Origin of the sequence: Paraburkholderia sp. J12 (assembly GCF_905220215.1) — a bacterium.
Lineage (GTDB): Bacteria > Pseudomonadota > Gammaproteobacteria > Burkholderiales > Burkholderiaceae > Paraburkholderia.
The window spans coordinates 104,380-119,942 of record NZ_CAJMZC010000001.1; the positions used below are offsets into that span (position 1 = coordinate 104,380).

General features: G+C 67.2%; 11 protein-coding genes. 3 read left to right on the plus strand and 8 right to left on the minus strand.

Features of this window, described 5'->3' with window-relative positions; all coding sequences use genetic code 11:
- Nucleotides 1–137 precede the first annotated feature (137 nt).
- Complete coding sequence (locus U5760_RS00490) at nt 138–290, plus strand: hypothetical protein (protein ID WP_322010049.1); 153 nt, start codon at nt 138–140, stop codon at nt 288–290.
- Between the two features lie 96 nt (nt 291–386).
- Complete coding sequence (locus U5760_RS00495) at nt 387–1,154, plus strand: class I SAM-dependent methyltransferase (RefSeq protein WP_322008818.1); 768 nt, start codon at nt 387–389, stop codon at nt 1,152–1,154.
- Here the strand turns inward: U5760_RS00495 and U5760_RS00500 are convergent.
- From U5760_RS00500 to U5760_RS00515, 4 genes are all read right to left on the minus strand, one after another.
- On the minus strand, nt 1,151–2,632 hold the full coding sequence (locus U5760_RS00500; RefSeq protein ID WP_322008819.1) for an NAD(P)/FAD-dependent oxidoreductase: 1,482 nt from the start codon (nt 2,630–2,632) through the stop codon (nt 1,151–1,153). The genes U5760_RS00495 and U5760_RS00500 overlap by 4 nt on opposite strands.
- Before the next feature lie 147 nt (nt 2,633–2,779).
- Entirely contained in the window at nt 2,780–3,973 is a 1,194-nt protein-coding gene (locus tag U5760_RS00505) for a tetratricopeptide repeat protein (protein WP_322008820.1), read from the minus strand.
- A 125-nt stretch (nt 3,974–4,098) separates the two neighbouring features.
- A complete protein-coding gene (locus U5760_RS00510) occupies nt 4,099–4,779 on the minus strand; it encodes a PspA/IM30 family protein (protein WP_322008821.1) in 681 nt (226 codons plus the stop codon).
- Between the two features lie 306 nt (nt 4,780–5,085).
- Nucleotides 5,086–5,766 carry a hypothetical protein gene (locus tag U5760_RS00515; protein ID WP_322008822.1) on the minus strand — a complete coding sequence of 227 codons (681 nt, stop codon included), beginning with the start codon at nt 5,764–5,766 and terminating at the stop codon, nt 5,086–5,088.
- 599 nt (nt 5,767–6,365) lie between these two features.
- On the opposite strand from U5760_RS00515, the gene U5760_RS00520 reads away from it, so the two are divergent.
- Complete coding sequence (locus U5760_RS00520) at nt 6,366–8,882, plus strand: penicillin-binding protein 1A (protein WP_322008824.1); 2,517 nt, start codon at nt 6,366–6,368, stop codon at nt 8,880–8,882.
- Between the two features lie 143 nt (nt 8,883–9,025).
- On the opposite strand, the gene U5760_RS00525 is transcribed toward U5760_RS00520, so the two are convergent.
- The 4 genes from U5760_RS00525 to U5760_RS00540 form a co-directional block, all read right to left on the minus strand.
- Nucleotides 9,026–9,634 carry a 2-hydroxychromene-2-carboxylate isomerase gene (locus tag U5760_RS00525; RefSeq protein WP_322008825.1) on the minus strand — a complete coding sequence of 203 codons (609 nt, stop codon included), beginning with the start codon at nt 9,632–9,634 and terminating at the stop codon, nt 9,026–9,028.
- A gap of 104 nt (nt 9,635–9,738) precedes the next feature.
- Entirely contained in the window at nt 9,739–11,295 is a 1,557-nt protein-coding gene (locus tag U5760_RS00530) for an efflux transporter outer membrane subunit (protein ID WP_322008827.1), read from the minus strand.
- A complete protein-coding gene (locus tag U5760_RS00535; RefSeq protein ID WP_322008829.1) occupies nt 11,292–14,429 on the minus strand; it encodes an efflux RND transporter permease subunit in 3,138 nt (1,045 codons plus the stop codon). The genes U5760_RS00530 and U5760_RS00535 overlap by 4 nt, the downstream gene beginning before the upstream one ends.
- Complete coding sequence (locus U5760_RS00540) at nt 14,426–15,559, minus strand: efflux RND transporter periplasmic adaptor subunit (protein ID WP_322009973.1); 1,134 nt, start codon at nt 15,557–15,559, stop codon at nt 14,426–14,428. The genes U5760_RS00535 and U5760_RS00540 overlap by 4 nt, the downstream gene beginning before the upstream one ends.
- Between the last annotated feature and the right edge of the window lie 4 nt (nt 15,560–15,563).

Below are 15,563 nucleotides of genomic sequence, written 5' to 3' on the forward strand. Positions count from 1 at the left end.
GGCGGGCCGACCAAGGCCGGGCCCGGTCGTGCAAGCGAACGCCGGGCTCTCAGGGTTGTTAACGGCCTGTAATGTGCGGACTTGAGCGTGAACCGGCCTTGAGGGGCTATGATCGTGGCGCGGGCCGGACGAGGGTGATGAGGGCCCGCTATGGGAGCACGATGATCGAAGGCATGCTGGGCGAGAGCGCCGTAGCGGGGCTCTGGCAACAACTGGTGCTGCTCTGGGAGCTGATCGTGATGGTCTGCCGCTTTCTGTGGGCACTGCTGCGGTTGCTCGGAGGCGGCTAGCGATGTGTAGCGGGTTGCGGGGCGCCGCGCGCGCGTGCGCGTAGTCGAACAGGAACCTCATGCGCGAACGCAGGGGCTTCAGGCAAAGGGAAAACGATGACCGACGATTCCACCCGCCGCTTCACCGACCGGGTTGCAGACTACGTGAAGTACCGCCCGACTTATCCGCGCGAAGTGACGACCTTCGTGCATGCCGAGTGCGGCATCGGCCCGTCGGCGCGGGTGGCCGACATCGGCGCGGGCACCGGGTTGAGTGCGAAACTCTTTCTCGATGCGGGCCATCCCGTTGTGGCCGTCGAACCCAACGATGCGATGCGCGCCGCCGCCGACCAGTGGCTCGCGTCCTACCCGGGCTATCGCAGCGTGGCGGGCACGGCGGAAGCGACGACGCTCGATACCGCGAGCGTCGATCTCGTGACGGCGGCACAGGCGTTCCACTGGTTCGACAAGGCCGCCACGCGCCGCGAGTTCGCGCGTATCCTCAAGCCGCGCGGGCAGATCGTCCTGTTCTGGAACAGCCGGCTGCTGGAGGGGTCGCCCTTTCTCGCGGGCTATGAAGCGCTGCTGCAACGCTATTGCCCGGAATATGCGAGCGTCGCCGAGAGCTATCCGGACGACGCCGGCATGGCTGACTGGTTCGGCGAAGGCTACGAGCGCAAGAGCGTTTTTGCGAATGCGCAACTGCTGGATTATGCGGGCCTGGAAGGGCGGCTGATGTCCACGTCGTATGCGCCGAAGGCGGGCGACCCCCGTCACGCGCCGATGCTGGCCGCGCTGCGGGTGCTATTCGACGAAACGCAGGAGCAAGGTCGCGTGAACTTCGCCTACGAGACGCGTGTGTATGCGGGGCGGCCGGAACGCTAACCCCCAAACTCATAATCACTTTCCCGCACGCGGCGCGTTCTGCGCCGGAAATCGAAGGTGAATCCGGGCCACAGCGACGTATTCTTGCCGTGCCGCGTCTGATACCAGCTATGGCATCCCGACTGCCAGACGGTGCGTGCAAACCGCTCCTGCAGGGCCGCATTGAATGCACGCTGCACCTCGGCCCGCACGCGCATCGTGCGTGCGCCCCGGCGCTGCAATGCGCGGATGCAGTCGGCGATGTAGCGTATCTGCGACTCGATCATGTAGATCATCGAGTTGTGGCCGAGCCCCGTGTTCGGGCCGACGATCAGAAACAGGTTCGGAAAACCCGCGATGGTGGCGCCCAGATACGCCTCGGGGCCGTCGCGCCGCCAGGCTGTGCCCAGGTCCGCGCCGCCCACGCCGGTCACGCGAAAGGGCGTATCGACGTCGTTGACCTGGAAGCCGGTGCCGCAGATGAGCGCGTCGAACTTGCGATGCGCGCCGTCGGCCGTGACGATACCGTCGGCAACCACTTCGCGGATCGCGTCGGTGACGAGCTCGACGTTGGGCTGCGCCATCGCCGGATAGTAGTCGGACGAGAGCAGCACGCGCTTGCAGCCCAGCAGGTAGTCGGGCGTGAGCTTCGCACGCAGGACGGGGTCCGGCACCTTGCGCGCGAGATAACCACGCGCGAATTTCATGGGCTGCTTGAGAAGCCGCAGATCGACGGCAAAACCGAGCGCCCGCACTTCGTGCTGGCAATACACCGCCGTGCGCGCCATACGCTGGGCGAGCGGCACGCGCCGGTAAAGCGCGCGCTTGCGTGCGTCGATGGCGTGGTCGCGGCGCGGCATGATCCACGGCGCGGTGCGCTGGAATACCGCAAGCTGCGCAACAAGAGGCTGGATGTGCGGCACGAACTGGATCGAGCTCGCACCCGTGCCGATCACGCCGACACGCTTGCCCGCGAGGTCGTAGTCGTGGTCCCAGCGTGCCGAGTGGAAGAGCGTCCCTTCGAAGCGTTCGAGTCCCGGCAGATCGGGCAGGGACGGGCGCGAGAGCGCGCCGTTCGCCGCGATCAGCAGATCGGCGGCAATCGTGTGCGAGACGCCATCGCGCTCGATCTCGATGTGCCAGACGCTGTGCGGTTCATCGAAGCGCGCGGCAATCACGCGCGACCGATATTCGATGAAGCGCTCGACGTCGTACTTGCGCGCACAATGGCACAGGTAATCGAGGATCTCGCATTGGGGTGCGAAGGCACGTGTCCAGTTCGGGTTCGGCTCGAAAGAAAATGAGTAGAGGTGCGAAGGAATATCGCAGGCCGCGCCAGGATAGGCGTTATCGCGCCAGGTGCCGCCGAGATCCGCGGCGGCCTCGTAGATCGTGAACGAATCGAGACCCATGCGTCGCAGACGGATCGCCATGCCGATCCCGGCGAAGCCGCTGCCGACGATCGCGATGCGCGGCGAGGGGCCGGTAGGTAAAGCCATGTGAAATTCCTTGGGGCGCCGGTGTTCTTTGCATGGCCATGCGCCCGGACGAAAACGGGCTCCGCGAGGGAGCCCGTCGTGACGGTTATCCGTGGCTGCCGCCCGGCGGCGATTCGGTGTTATCCGCCACGACCGCGTGCCGCGCGCTTACGAATTGCTCCAGTCGTCGGAGCTGTCGTTGCTGCCCATATCGACGCCGCCACCGCCGGAACCGTCGTCCCAGTTGTTGGAGCCCTGGCCGAAGTCCACTCCGCCGTCGTTGTTGCCGTTGCCGCCGTCGCGCGGAACGCGGCGGCCATCGTCGTCCACATACACGTCGCGTTCGATCACGCGGTCGCGGCCCTGGTTCAGCGCTTCGCCCAGCAGCACGCCGGTCAGGAGGCCGCCCATGCCGCCCATCATGCCGCCGCCGCCTTGCTGCACGACGACCTGCGGCGGCTGTTGCGGCGGATACGGCATCTGCTGCTGACGGCCGAAAGCGGCATCGGCCTCGCGGGCGTAGGGCGAGTCGCTACCGTACGGCGACGCGGCCGGAGCCGGCTGCGCGTTCGGATCGGGACGGCCCTCGGCGCGCGCCTTGAGGCTTGCGAACTGGCGCTCCAGATCCTCGACCTGGTACGGTGCGACCGGGTTCGCACTGTTCGACAGCGTTTCCACGAGGCTGCGCAACTGCGTTTCGAGCCCTTCGACTTCTTTTTCGAGCGCTTCGTGGCCCGGCGCGGTCGAGAGCTTCACGTCGAGCTTGAGCGAGCGCACGCCGTTGAGCAGTTCGGTGGCGCGCTTGAGCTGGTCGCGGCGGTCGTCGCCGGCCTTTGCGTCTTCGGAGGACTTCGCGCGGCGCAGCGTCCAGCGCAGCACGAGCGCGATACCCACCAGCACGATCGCAATGGCGATCCATGCCCCCATGCCCGGACCGCGGTGCTCGGCCACCGGCGCCGGCGCGGCTTGCTGCCCTTGCTGTGCGAACGGATTGCCGGCGCTGCCGGTGGCGACGGCGCCTGTACCCGCACCCGTGCGCGTGGCGTCGGCGCGAATCTTCGCCTCAACGCGCGCGAAGTTCTGCGGCGTCGTGAAGTGGATTTGCGGATCGAGCGATTTCGCTTGCTCGACCTGGGTGAGCGCGTCGGCGTAGCGGCCTTCGCGGTTGAGCACCTGCGCATAGAGATAGTGCGCATGCGCGTTGTTCGGGTGCGCCTGCAGGACCTCGACGAGGCCGGCATCCGCGCGTTGCCAGTCGCCTTGCGACATGGCGGATTCGATCTGCTGGGCGCTCGGCACCGCGAAGGCGGCGCCGCTCACGAACGCGAGCGAAGCGAAGGCAGCGACGAGAAACTTTTTCATGTTGCAGCCGGGCGGTTTGACGCCCGTCTCCATGACGATCGGGATGAGGATACGGCGTCTCGCGTGGGCCGCGCACCGGCATGCGCGCGGCAAGGCGAGGCGCCGTCTCCGGACACCCCGGCGCGTTACTGCGCCGGCGTGTTCAACTGCTTTTTCAGGGCTTCGAGGCGGTCGTCCACCGAGGGGCCCTTGTTCAGCGCGGCGAGCTTGTCGTCGAGCGCCTTGCCGCTCGACGTGTCCGCCGAGTTCAGGCGCGCGTCCGAGCGTGCGTTCGACAGCGCGACCTTGTCTTCGAGCTTCTGGAAGTCGGCCGAGAGATTCTTGCCGCCGATGCCGCCGAGCGCGGTGGCCGCGACGTCCTTGGCCTGGGCGATCTGCTGCTTGGCCTGCAGGATGTTCGAGCGCGCGTTGAGGTCGTTGCGGCGCTGGCGCATGTCGTCGATCTGCTGCTTAAGCTGATCGACCGACGGTTCGAGCTTCGCGAGTTCGGTGGCCAGCGCGTCGCGTTCGGCTTCGGCCGTAGCCTGCGCGCCGAGCGCTTCGCGTGCGAGCGCTTCGTCGCCCGATTGCAGCGCGCGCTTCGCGCCGTCTTCGTACTTCTTCGCCTTGTCGGCGGCCACGTCGCGCTTGCTTTGCTGCGTCGCGACCTGTGCCTGGATTTCGACGAGCGAGTTCTCCGCTTTCGCGATGCTGTCGTCGAGCTCGCGCACGATCTGGCGGGCGTCGCGCGACGGATCCTGGACCGAATCGGCGGCATCGTTCAAGAGGCCCTTGAGCGTGCGCGAAACAGAGTCAAAAAGCGACATGAATTCCTCCGTGAATTGAGATCGGCCGTCATGGGCCGAGGTGCGCGCATGCGCGTCCCGTGTGGTGGGCGTCGTGCCCGTTGCGCTTATCGCATGGGCCGCGCATGCAGCGCGCAAATCGGGGCGCCAGGTAGCGTTTGCAAGTGGGCAATCGAAACTTTGCGGCGATTGCCTCATGCCGGTTGCCCCTGGCCCGCAAGCGCCGCGGGGCGCTATTGCTCGCGGATATTACACCACGGGGTCGCTTAAAAGGGACTTAAAGGTCCGCTGGCTCGCCCGCGCGCCTGCGGCACGTCGCGGCAGGTACTACGCGAACTTGCCGTCTTCGGGGGCACCCCCGTTGTGGCCGTCGTGGCGCGCATCGGCGTCGCCATGCGGATGCGTCGCGCGCGCGAACGACGCGCCGTTGCCGAGCGATTGCAGCGGCGTTTCGTCTTCGAGTTGGGCGGCGGGGGAAAGGGCGCCTGCGTCCGCCTCGTTCGTTTCAGCAGCAAGACGGGCAACGGCCTGGGCGATTTCGCGTGCGGCGTTGCCCAGATGCGGGTCGGCGGTATGCGTTGCGGGCAGCGCTTCGCCATTTGCGCGGGGCGCGTCTGTGTTCTGAAGCGCGGCGTCACGTTGAACATCGCTTGCGTCTGCGGTGGCGTCCTGGCCCTCCTGCGCGTCAAGCAAGGTGCCATCCTCTTGCTCGGCGGCTTCGGTGTCGGCGAGTGGCGCGGGAGCGGCGCGCAGCGCACTCGCGCGGCCGTTGCGCAGCGGTTTCGCCGCGCGGCGCAGGACCTGGGCGAGCGCATCGGGCTCGCGCGGGGCGTTCAGCCGGTCCACGATGCTCGCGGCCTTCACCTGGTCGCTCGTCGCGCTGAAGGCGATCACGGCGCGGCGCATCAGTTCGCTGACGCTGATGCCGAGTCCGTCGGCCGTAGCCGAGATCGCGCGCTTTTGCGCGGGCGTGACGAAAACGACGATGCGTTCGCTGGGCTTGTTCATGATCGGCTGGCCGTGGGGTCGGCAACGGGTGACCTCGGGTCCCGTCCCGGCGGCGGCTCGCTTGCCGCTCGCGCGGCCGTTGCGTGACAGCCGCGTGTCGCCCGGGCGGGGCGTACAGCAGTCTGTCCATCATACGGCGTCGGGTGGGATGCGCAACGGCTAGGTGTCCGCGCCGCACCATGCGGCGGCGCAAGAATATGCTGGCGATCCGGCCGTATCGTCCGCTTTCCGGCAAGCCTTGCGGCACGACGCCGATACCTTCTGCGAAGAACGCCGCAATTGACGCAAAGAGGCGCCTTTTGTGCGGTAAACGGCGTTCGCGCGCATCCGGAAAGCCTCCTGCAAGACCTCTTCGAGGAAATTTTTACAAAAAAACCTCATCCCGCAGCGCGTGGATTTATTTAGAATGCGCTGTTACATTGCGCGATGGTGCGCCGCACTGCGCGCCGCGCGGCCGGACGGGGGCGTTGCCGGCTGCGTTGCGACAGCCGGTGCGAGCCGCCTCGCCGCATTGGCGCCATGACGCCATGACCACGATCCTTGCGCGCGACGCGTCGCGTGCAGCCGGGCGCGCGCATAACGCGTCAATCATTCCAGTCATGCCTATCATCAAACGACCGCCTTCCCCGCATTACCCGAGCAACGATCGGGAGCCTTCCTTCAACAACGGATCCCCGCGCGGACCGGAACAGCCGGAGCGGCAGACCACGTCCCGTGGCGGCAACGGGCGTCGGCGCTCGATCTTCGGTTCCATCGCGCTGTGGTTCTTCGGCCTGATCGCGACGCTCATCGTCGTCGGCGCGCTGATCGTGGGTTACGCGCTCGTCGTGATGGGGCCGCAACTGCCTTCGCTCGACGCGCTCACCAACTATCAGCCGAAGGTGCCGCTGCGCATCTACACCGCCGATCACGTGCTGATCGGCGAGTTCGGCGAGGAACGCCGGCAGCTGGTGCGCTTCCAGGACATTCCGGACGTGCAGAAGAAGGCCGTGCTCGCCATCGAGGACTACCGCTTCTACGAACACGGCGGCGTGGACTTCGTGGGCATCCTGCGCGCGGGTTTTGCGGACCTGATGCACGGCGGCGCCTCGCAGGGCGCGAGCACGATCACGATGCAGGTGGCGCGCAACTTCTTCCTGTCGAGCGAGAAGACCTACACGCGCAAGATCTACGAAATGCTGCTCGCGTACAAGATCGAGCGCGCGCTCACGAAGGACCAGATCCTCGAGCTGTACATGAACCAGATCTATCTGGGCGAGCGGGCCTATGGCTTTTCGGCGGCGGCGCGCGTGTACTTCGGCAAGGATCTGAAGGACATCACGCTCGCGCAGGCCGCGATGCTCGCGGGGCTGCCGAAGGCGCCGTCCGCGTATAACCCCATCGTCAACCCGCATCGCGCGAAGATCCGCCAGGAGTACATCCTCAAGCGCATGCTGGATCTCGGCTACATCAACCAGGCGCAGTACGACGAGGCGATCAAGGAGCCGATCCAGACCCGGACGGCGGACAACCAGTACAGCGTGCACGCCGAGTACGTGGCCGAAATGGTGCGTCAGATGATGTACGCGCAGTACAAGGACGAAACCTACACGCGCGGCCTGACGGTCACGACCACGATCGATTCCGCCGATCAGGAAGCCGCGTATCTCGCGGTGCGCAAGGGCGTGATGGACTACGAGCGCCGCCACGGCTATCGCGGGCCGGAAGGCTTCGTGCAACTGCCCGCGGACGGCGACGACCGCGATCAGGCGATCGAGGACGCGCTCACCGACCATCCCGACAACGGCGAAATCGTCGCGGCCGTCGTCACCGATGCGAATCCGAAGGAAGTCAAGGCGCAACTGCTCGACGGCACGACGGTGTCGATCGCCGGCGACGGACTGCGCTTCGCGGCGGCCGGTCTTTCGCCGCGTGCGACCCAGGCGCTGCGCATTCGCGTGGGCTCGATCGTGCGTGTGTTCCCCGACGACAAGGGCACCTGGCAGATCACGCAGCTGCCGCAGGTGGAGGGCGCGCTCGTGTCGCTCACGCCGCAGGACGGCGCGATTCGCGCGCTGATCGGCGGCTTCGACTTCAACAAGAACAAGTTCAATCACGTCACCCAGGCCTGGCGCCAGCCGGGTTCGAGCTTCAAGCCGTTCATCTATTCGGCCTCGCTCGAAAAGGGCCTCGGACCGGCGACGATCATCAACGACGCGCCGCTGTACTTCCCGCCCAGCATGCCGGGCGGCGATGCGTGGGAGCCGAAGGACGACGATCAGCCCGAGGGCCCGATGCCGATGCGCACGGCGCTCATGAAGTCGAAGAACCTCGTTTCGATCCGCATCCTCTCGTACATCGGCACCAAGTACGCGCAGGACTACGTGACGCAGCGCTTCGGCTTCGACGCGGACAAGACGCCGCCGTATCTGCCGATGGCGCTGGGCGCGGGTCTCGTCACGCCGCTGCAGTCGGCGGGCGGTTACTCGGTATTTGCGAACGGCGGCTATCGCATCAATCCGTATCTGATCGCCGAAGTGGACGATGCGCGCGGCCAGCCGGTCCTGCGTGCGCAGCCGCTCGTCGCGGGCCAGAACGCGCCGCAGGCGATCTCGCCGCGCAACGCGTACATCATGAACAGCCTGCTGCATTCGGTGGCCACGGGCGGTACGGGCGCGGGCACCAACGTCCTGCATCGCGACGACCTGCAGGGCAAGACCGGTACGACCAACGACGCCAAGGACGGCTGGTTCGCCGGCTATCAGCGCTCGCTCGTCGCGGTGGCGTGGATGGGCTACGACCAGCCGAAGAGCCTCGGCAGCCGCGAATTCGGTGCGCAGCTCGCGCTGCCGATCTGGGTGGAGTACATGCAGCACGCGCTGCGCGGCGTGCCGCAGCAGGAGCCGGCCGTGCCCGACGGCATCACGACCATCGACGGCGAGCTGTACTACAGCGACATGACGCCGGGCAACGGCTTCGTCTCCAGCATCGGCCTCGATTCGGCGAGCCCGGCGGGCGGCGCCAGCGACGCAAGCGATGCGGTGGGCGGCGTGGGGCCGGGCGGGATGACGCCGCCCGACGTGACGTCGAGCGAGAAGCAGCAGATCATGAACCTGTTCGAGACGAACAAGCCCTGATATTGCGTAGCGGTTTCGCGGTTTAACGGCACGGCGCGTTCCAGTGGACGCGCCGTGTTTTTTTGTACGCTGGAAATTGGATCCCGGAATCGTTCGGAATCCGATGTATTTGGCGTAATGGCTGCGCAGAGTCCAGCGACGGTTCAGGTGGGGCCGTTTGCGCGCGCTGCTTCGAGCGCGTCCTCCAGGCGGTCATTGCCCCAGTACATGGCGTCGCCGACGAAGAAGGTTGGCGCGCCGAAAATTCCACGGGCCTGGGCTTCCCGCGTGGCTTCGCGCAGCCGCTGGCGATTGGGTTCGCCGAGAGCGGCATCGATAGTGTGCCGTGCCGGCAAGCCCAGGCGTTCGAGCACGTCGCTCACGGCTTCTTCGCTATCTATCTCGCGGTCCTCGCCGTAGTTGCGGACCATGATCGCGCGGCACCAGTCGTGCTGCCAGGGCTCGCCCTCGCCGAGCACGGCAATGCGCGTGGCCAGCACCGCGCGGCGCGGGAACACCGTGGGCCGGCGCCACGACAGGCCGTATTTGCGGCACTGGCGCTCCATGTCCTGCATCACATAGGCGCCTTTTTCCTTTTGCACGACGAAGGGCGGTCCTTCCCAACCCAGCGCTTCGAGAATCGGTCCGAGCAGGAAGGGGCGCCACGCAACGGCGACGCCCGCGCGTTGCGCGGCTGCCTCGATGCGCATGACGCTCAGGTAGCTGTAGTTGCTGGCGAGGTCGAACCAGAATTCGAGGGCAGGTGAGGACATGGTGCTCGCTCGGTCCCGTGCAAGGCGGTCGGCCCGGAATGGGCGCGGCGGCTTCGATCATACTGCGCGATTCGAAGCGCCGCTGCTTGGGGGCTACCTTGGGGTTAGTTCGAAGCCTGCGATGTCGACTGCACGCGAGGTGCCGCCGCGGCCGCATCGTCTGCGGTCGGCGGATTGCCCATCGCCTGGAACAGCGCTGCCGTATCGGAAAGCCGCTGCCCGCGATAGCGAATCTCGTCGAGCCGCGCGTTGCGCCATTGCTGCTCGCTCTGCCGCACCGCGTAGTACGGCACGGCGCCGAGCCGGTAGCGCGCGTTGGTGTCGTCGTACACGCCCTGGGCAGTGCGCGCGGAAAGGCTCGACGAATCGAGCGCCTGCGCGTCGTGTTCGAGCGAAGCCAGCTGGTCGGCTACGTTCTGGAACGCTGCGAGCACCGTCTGGCGATACGAGGCATTGGCCGCGTCGTATGACTGCAGCGCTGCGCGCCGCTGCGCGACGAGTTCCCCGCCGTGGAAGATCGGCTGGGTGAGCGACGCGCCGATGGCCCACAGCGCGCCCGCGCCCGAAGTCGCGACCGGCCACGAGAACCCGCCCTGGCCGAGCCCCGCCGAAAGCGTGATGCTCGGGAACATCTGCGCCGTCGCCGCGCCCACGGCCGCGGCGGCGGCCTTGAGCGTCGCGTCGGCGGCCTCGATGTCGGGGCGCGATTTCAGCAGGTCGGAAGGCACCACCACCGGCACCTGCGCGGGCAGTGTCAGGCTCGCGAGGTCGAGATCGGGCGGCGCGGCGTCGGGCGTGCGGCCCAGCAACACGGCAAGCGCGTGGCGCGTCGTGCTCAGTTGCTGGCGCAAGACCGGCAGGTTGGTGGCAATCGACGCCGCGCTTTGCTGCGCGTTCAGCAGGTCGGTGTGCGAGACGGCGCCGAGCGCGTAGCGCTTCGCCATCTCGTCGGCCTGCGCGTTGGCGAGCGCGACGAGTTGCTCCGTCGTATCGACTTGCGCGTGCAGCGTGGCCGCACCGATGGCGGCCGTCACGATGTTCGCCGCGAGCGCACGTTGCGCCGCCTCGAACTGGAAGGCCTGCACGTCCACGCGCGAGGCGGCCGCGGCATTGTTCAGGCGCGAGGCGCCGAACAGGTCGAACGAGTAGCGCACTTCGACGAGGCCTGCGAAAACGTCGTACTGGACCTTGTCGACGCCCAGCGACGGGATGCCGGGGCCGCGCTGGCGCTGCGCGGTGCCGAGCGCATCGACGGTGGGCAGCATCGAGCTGCCGATCTGGCCGCGCAACTGCTCGCGGGCGGCCTGCAGGCTGTGGTCGGCGGCGGCGAGGTTGGGGCTGTTGCGCAGGCCTTCCGCAACGAGCGCGTTCAGCGCGTCGGAGTGATACAGCGCCCACCACTGCGGTACCGGCTTCGCCCCCACGACGAACTGTTGCGCGACGCCTTGCGCCGCAACGGTCTGCGCCGGCTGAGCTGCGGCGCCGTAGTGGGCGGGTTGCGGCATCGCAGGCGCTTCGCCGCTCGGGCCCCACGCGCAGCCGCCAAGGCCCAGCGTGGCAAATGCGGCGACCCATGCGAAGGCAAGCGTGCGCGGCGCCGCTCGCACCGGGGCAAAGGCGTTTCGTTCGATCGGCCTCGCGGATCCGTTCGTCCTGCTCATGATGCATTCTCCGCATGGGAGCCGGCGTTGCCCGGTTCGTCGGTTTCGCTGCTGCGCACGCGGAACGCCATCGCGTAGAGCGCGGGCAGATAGAACAGCGTGAGCACGGTGGCGCTCGTGATGCCGCCCATGAGCGCCGTGGCCATCGGTCCGAAGAAGTTCGAGCGCAAGAGCGGAATCAGCGCGAGCACCGCGGCCGCGGCCGTGAGCGTGATGGGCCGGAAGCGCCGCACCGTTGCGCCTACGATCGCGTCGAAGCGCTTGTGCCCCTCGCGAATGTCGTGCTCGATCTGGTCCACGAGTATCACCGAGTTGCGCATGATGATGCCGAACATCGCAATCACGCCGAGCATCGCCACGAAACCGAACGGCTCGTGAAAGAGCAGCAGCGCGAGCACCACGCCGATCAGGCCAAGCGGCGCGGTCAGCACCACCATCATCGTGCGCGAGAGGCTTTGCAGCTGGATCATCAGGAGCGTGAGCACCGCGACCACGAGTATCGGCAGTTGCACGAAGATCGAAGCCTGCCCCTTCTCGCTTTCCTCGACCGAGCCGCCCACTTCGATGCGATAGCCCGTGGGTAGCGACGCGCGAATCGACTCCAGCTTTTTCTGCACGCCATGCGTCACGTCGATGCCCTGTGCGCCGGCCTTCACGTCCGACTGCACGGTGATGGTGGGCTGCCGGTCGCGCGACCAGATGACGCCGTATTCGAGGTCGTTCACGAGATGGCCGAGCGAGCCGAGCGGCACGGGTCCGTTGGGCGTGGGCATTGCCATCGTCAGCAGGTGCGCGGGATCGACGCGTTCCGCGGGCGGCGCGCGCAGATCGACGCTGATGAGCTTGTCGCGCTCGCGATACTGCGTGACGGTGTAGCCCGAGAGCGTCATCTGCAGGAAGTTGGCGACGTCCTCCGAAGAGACGTTCAGCGCGCGCGCCTTCTGCTGGTCGATCTCGAAGCGCAGCGAGCGCTCGGCGGGCTCGTCCCAGTCGAAGTTGACGTTCTCGGTGCGCGGGTCGTCGCGCATCGTCGCGGCCACGCGCTCGGCGATGCTGCGCACCGTGGCGATGTCGTCGCCGCTCACGCGGAACTGCACGGGATAACCCACGGGCGGCCCGTTCTCGAGACGCGAGAGGCGCGTGCGGATCGCCGGGAAATCGTTGCGCAGTTTCGTTTCGAGCCACGTAGCGAGCTTTTCGCGGTCCTTCACCGACTTCGCCGTGATGACGAACTGCGCGAAGTTGGGCTGCTGCAGTTGCTGATCGAGCGGCAGATAGAAGCGCGGCGCCCCGGTGCCCACGAAGTCGATCGAATGATCGATCTCGGGGCGCCCCTTGAGCGCGATTTCAAGCTGCTTCGCCTGGCGCAGCGTGGCATCGAACGAGGCGCCTTCGGGCAGGCGCACGTCGACCAGCAGTTCGGGCCGGTCGGAGCTCGGGAAGAACTGCTGGGGCACGAGCGTGAAGCCGAGCAGGGCGACCACGAACAACCCGATGGTGAGCGCGAGCACGATCAGATGGCGCTCGATGCACCAGCCGATCCAGCGGCGCAGGCGGTGATAGAAGCGGGTGTCGTAGATGTCGTGCTCGTGGCCGTCCGGCTCGTGTTCGGCGCGCTTGCGCTCGGGCAGCAGGCGGTAGCCGAGCAGCGGGATCAGCACCACGGCCGCGAACCACGAGGCGATCAGCGCAATCGCGGAGACCTGGAAGATCGAGCGCGTGTATTCGCCCGTGCTCGATTTCGCGAGCACAATGGGCAGGAAGCCCGCAACGGTCACGAGCGTGCCCGTGAGCATGGGGAACGCCGTGCTGGTGTACGCAAAGGCCGCGGCGCGCGTGCGATCCCAGCCCTGGGCGAGCTTCACGGCCATCATTTCGACGGAGATGATGGCGTCGTCCACGAGCAGGCCGAGCGCGAGCACGAGCGTACCGAGCGAGACCTTGTGCAGCCCGATGTCGAAGAGATACATCACGAGCGAGGTGACGGCCAGCACGATCGGGATCGTGATGACCACCACCATGCCGGTGCGCACGCCGAGCGAGACGAGACTCACGAGCAGCACGATGCCCACCGCTTCGGCCACGGCTTCGACGAAGTCGTCCACCGAATGCGAGACCGCGTTCGGCATGCTCGACACCTCGACGAGCTTCAGGCCCGCGGGCAGGCCGGCGCGCAACTGCGCCACGCGCGCATCGAGCGCCTTGCCGAGGCGAATCACGTCGCCGCCGGGTTGCATGGTGATGCCGATGCCGAGCGCTGCCTTGCCGTCGTAGCGCATCTGCGTGGCGGGCGGGTCGTCGTAGCCGCGCCGGATCGTGGCGATATCGCCGAGGCGAAAGGTGCGGTCGTTCACGCGGATCAGCGTATCGGCCAGCGCCTGAACATCCTTGAACTGGCCGCTCGGGCGCACGAATACGCGGTCGTCGGATGTGGTCAGCGTGCCGGCGGGCGAGACGCTGTTCTGCGCGCCGATCACCTGGCCGAGCTGCGTGGGCGAGATGCCGAGGCGCGTGAGCTGCGTGTTCGGGATCTCGATGTAGATGTGCTGGTTCGGGTCGCCGAAATAATCGACCTTGCCGACATCGGGCACGCGCAGCAGTTCTTCGCGCAGGTTGTCGGCGTAGTCGTGCAGCTGGGCGGGCGAAAAGCCGTCGCCTTCGAGTGTGTAGATGTTGGTGTAGACGTCGCCGAACTCGTCGTTGAAGAACGGCCCTTGCACGCCGGGCGGCAGCGTGGCGGCGATGTCGCCCACCTTCTTGCGCACCTGGTACCACGTGGGCTGCACTTCGCTCACGGGCGCCGAGTCCTTCATCGTGAAGAACACGAGCGACTCGCCGGGCCGCGAATAGCTGCGCAGGAAATCGATATAGGGCGTTTCCTGGAGCTTGCGGCCGATGCGCGTGGTCACCTCGTCCTCGACCTGGCGCGCGCTCGCGCCGGGCCAGAAGGTCTGGATCACCATCACCCGGAAGGTGAAGGGAGGATCTTCGGACTGCGAAAGACGTGTATAGGAGAGGGCGCCGAAGATCGTCGCGAGCGCGATCAGGAAGATCACCAGCGCCTGATGCCGCAACGCCCACGCCGACAGGTTGAAGCGCCCCTCTTCGTGATCGGAGCCTGGGACGTGGCTCATGACGCGAAGTCCTCGGGATGGAGCGGGGGCACCGGATGCACCTTCTCGCCGGCGGTGACGGTATGCACGCCCTGCACGACGATGCGCTCGTTGTCGGCAAGGCCGCCCGTCACGGTGATCGTGCGCGCGTCGTAGCGCGAGACCGAAACGCGGCGCAGCTGCAGCACGTTGTCCGGCTGGTGAACGATCCAGAGCGCGGGCGCGTTGCCGTCGTGGAAGAGCGCCGTGGCCGGAATCGTGAATGCGCCGCCCTCGGCGGGATGGTTCGCCGCGATCGAGACGTTGGCGGTCATGCCGAGGCGCACGCTGGCGTCCGGATCGGCGAGCGTGAGCTTCACGCGCCAGGTGCGGCTTTGCGGATCGGCGGCGGCCGCGAGTTCGCGCACCTGCGCCGTGTAGGTCTTGCCGGGCTGGGCGGGCAGGCTCACCTGGGCGTTCTGGCCGATGGCCAGGCCTGCGATGGCCGCTTCGGGCAGATCGCACACCACATCGACGGCACCCGACCACGCGAGCTGATAGACAGGCTGGCCGGACTGCACGTTCTGGCCGGTATCGGCGTTTTCGGCGGTGATGACGCCCGCGTGATCGGCCACGAGCTGGGTATAGCGGCGCTGGTCCTGCGCGAGAGCGAGTTGCTGCTGGGCCTGATCGCGCTGCGAAAGCGCGGAAGCGTACGCGTTTTGCGTCTGCTCGAATTGCGCGCGGGCGATCAGGTTGGCGGCGGCCTGAGCCGTATCGCGGTCGAGCTGCTGTTTCGCGAACGTGTAGTTGTGCTGGGCCGCTTCGAGCTGCGCGGCGGCGCTGGCCGCGTTCTTGTCGAAATCGGACGGATCGAGCTTCGCGACCACCTGGCCGGGTTTGACGGTGTCGCCCAGGCGCACGTCGCGCTCGACGATCTTGCCGGCCACGCGGAACGAGAGCGGGGTGGAGTAACGCGCTTCGATATCGCCGGGGTAGACGGCGCGCGCGCCGTCGCCATCGGGGTGCACGATCAGGGAGACGACCGGACGCGGCGCTTCGGGCGGCGCGGCCTCCTTGCCGCAGGCGGCGAGGACAGCGATGCTGCACAGGGAAACGAGACCGGCGAGGCGGCGCCAGCGCCCCGATGACCCACTGGACTGCCGACGCATCTTG